The 3,012-nt window shown below is 56.3% G+C and carries 2 rRNA genes (1 of these 2 only partly in view); both read left to right on the top strand.

Going from position 1 to position 3,012, the window contains the following annotated elements:
• Positions 1–2,775: ribosomal RNA gene (locus tag AB0H00_RS31690) — 23S ribosomal RNA — on the top strand; it begins 462 nt to the left of the window's first position.
• Positions 2,776–2,883: 108 nt separating this feature from the next.
• Positions 2,884–3,000, top strand: a 5S ribosomal RNA gene (gene rrf / locus AB0H00_RS31685).
• Positions 3,001–3,012: the final 12 nt, after the last annotated feature.

Genomic DNA, 3,012 nt, shown 5'->3' with positions numbered 1-3,012 from the left:
AAGGTTCGTGTTAGTCGAAGTGGTCTGGAACGGCCTGTCGTAGAGGGTGAGAGTCCCGTAGACGAAAACACGTGCCCTGTTGTAGTGGGTGCCCGAGTAGCAGCGGGCCCGTGAAATCTGCTGTGAATCTGCCGGGACCACCCGGTAAGCCTGAATACTCCCTGGTGACCGATAGCGGACTAGTACCGTGAGGGAAAGGTGAAAAGTACCCCGGGAGGGGAGTGAAATAGTACCTGAAACCGTGCGCTTACAATCCGTCAAAGCCTTTGGGCAGTTGAGTCTGCCGGGGGTGATGGCGTGCCTTTTGAAGAATGAGCCTGCGAGTTAGTGGCATGTGGCGAGGTTAACCCGTGTGGGGTAGCCGTAGCGAAAGCGAGTCCGAATAGGGCGTTCCAGTCGCGTGTTCTAGACCCGAAGCGGAGTGATCTACCCATGGCCAGGGTGAAGCGACGGTAAGACGTCGTGGAGGCCCGAACCCACTTAGGTTGAAAACTGAGGGGATGAGTTGTGGGTAGGGGTGAAAGGCCAATCAAACTCCGTGATAGCTGGTTCTCCCCGAAATGCATTTAGGTGCAGCGTCACGTGTTTCACGCCGGAGGTAGAGCTACTGGATGGTCTAGGGGGCCTACAAGCTTACCGAAATCAGCCAAACTCCGAATGCCGGTGTGTGAGAGCGTGGCAGTGAGACTGCGGGGGATAAGCTTCGTAGTCGAGAGGGAAACAGCCCAGATCGCCGGCTAAGGCCCCTAAGCGTGTACTAAGTGGAAAAGGATGTGGGGTCGCGAAGACAACCAGGAGGTTGGCTTAGAAGCAGCCACCCTTGAAAGAGTGCGTAATAGCTCACTGGTCAAGTGATCCTGCGCCGACAATGTAGCGGGGCTCAAGTACACCGCCGAAGCCGCGGCACTCGAACAATACATCCGCATCCGACTCCGGTTGGATGTGCAGTGGTTCGGGTGGGTAGGGGAGCGTCCTGCATCCAGGGAAGCCACGGAGTGATCCAGTGGTGGAGGGTGTGGGAGTGAGAATGCAGGCATGAGTAGCGAAAGACGAGTGAGAAACTCGTCCGCCGAATGACCAAGGGTTCCTGGGCCAGGTTAATCCGCCCAGGGTGAGTCGGGACCTAAGGCGAGGCCGACAGGCGTAGTCGATGGACAACGGGTTGATATTCCCGTACCCGTGTATCCGCGCCCATGATGAATCAGTTGTGCTAAGTGTCCAAAACCTCCGAGAAGACCTTCGGGTCTCGAGTGAGGGGCTGCACACGACCCCGGCTGGTAGTAGTCAAGCGATGGGGTGACGCAGGAAGGTAGCTGGGCCAGTCAGTGGTTGTACTGGTGTAAGCCTGTAGGGCGTTGTGTAGGCAAATCCGCACAACACGTGCCTGAGAGGTGATGCGTAGCCGATTGAGGCGAATTCAGTGATCCTATGCTGCCGAGAAAAGCCTCTAGTGAGTTGATACACGGCCCGTACCCCAAACCGACACAGGTGGTCAGGTAGAGAATACCAAGGCGATCGAGAGAACTGTGGTTAAGGAACTCGGCAAAATGCCCCCGTAACTTCGGGAGAAGGGGGACCACGTCTGGTGACGACCCTCGCGGTCCGAGCTGGGTGTGGTCGCAGAGACCAGAGAGAAGCGACTGTTTACTAAAAACACAGGTCCGTGCGAAGTCGTAAGACGATGTATACGGACTGACGCCTGCCCGGTGCCGGAAGGTTAAGAGGACCGGTTAGCGCCCTTCGGGGTGCGAAGCTGAGAATTTAAGCCCCGGTAAACGGCGGTGGTAACTATAACCATCCTAAGGTAGCGAAATTCCTTGTCGGGTAAGTTCCGACCTGCACGAATGGCGTAACGACTTCTCTGCTGTCTCAACCACAGACTCGGCGAAATTGCATTACGAGTAAAGATGCTCGTTACGCGCGGCAGGACGAAAAGACCCCGGGACCTTCACTATAGCTTGGTATTGGTGTTCGGTACGGTTTGTGTAGGATAGGTGGGAGACTATGAAGCGGGCACGCCAGTGTTCGTGGAGTCATCGTTGAAATACCACTCTGATCGTATTGGACTTCTAACCTCGGACCATGATCTGGTTCAGGGACAGTGCCTGGTGGGTAGTTTAACTGGGGCGGTTGCCTCCTAAAATGTAACGGAGGCGCCCAAAGGTTCCCTCAGCCTGGTTGGCAATCAGGTGTCGAGTGCAAGTGCACAAGGGAGCTTGACTGTGAGACAGACATGTCGAGCAGGGACGAAAGTCGGGACTAGTGATCCGGCACCGGCAAGTGGAAGCGGTGTCGCTCAACGGATAAAAGGTACCCCGGGGATAACAGGCTGATCTTCCCCAAGAGTCCATATCGACGGGATGGTTTGGCACCTCGATGTCGGCTCGTCGCATCCTGGGGCTGGAGTAGGTCCCAAGGGTTGGGCTGTTCGCCCATTAAAGCGGCACGCGAGCTGGGTTTAGAACGTCGTGAGACAGTTCGGTCTCTATCCGCCGCGCGCGTCAGAAACTTGAGGAAGGCTGTCCCTAGTACGAGAGGACCGGGACGGACGAACCTCTGGTGTGCCAGTTGTCCTGCCAAGGGCACCGCTGGTTAGCTACGTTCGGAAGGGATAACCGCTGAAAGCATCTAAGCGGGAAGCCTGTTCCAAGATGAGGTTTCTCACCACCATCGAGTGGTTAAGGCCCCCTACAGACCATAGGGTTGATAGGCCAGAACTGGAAGCACGGCAACGTGTGGAGGTGACTGGTACTAATAGGCCGAGGACTTACCAACAAAGAAGCTACGCGTCCACTGTGCAGTATCTGAAACAACACACAAACACCACACCACCCACCCCCAAACAAAGGGAGAACGGTGTAGTGCGTGACAGTTTCACAGAGTTACGGCGGCCATAGCGGCAGGGAAACGCCCGGTCCCATTCCGAACCCGGAAGCTAAGCCTGCCAGCGCCGATGGTACTGCACTCGACAGAGTGTGGGAGAGTAGGACACCGCCGGAACAACCTTCACGA

The organism is Nocardia sp. NPDC023852 (genome assembly GCF_040639505.1).
Taxonomy (GTDB): domain Bacteria; phylum Actinomycetota; class Actinomycetes; order Mycobacteriales; family Mycobacteriaceae; genus Nocardia.
Note: the sequence above shows the minus strand (reverse complement) of the source record. Positions and strands in the feature narration are given on the sequence as shown.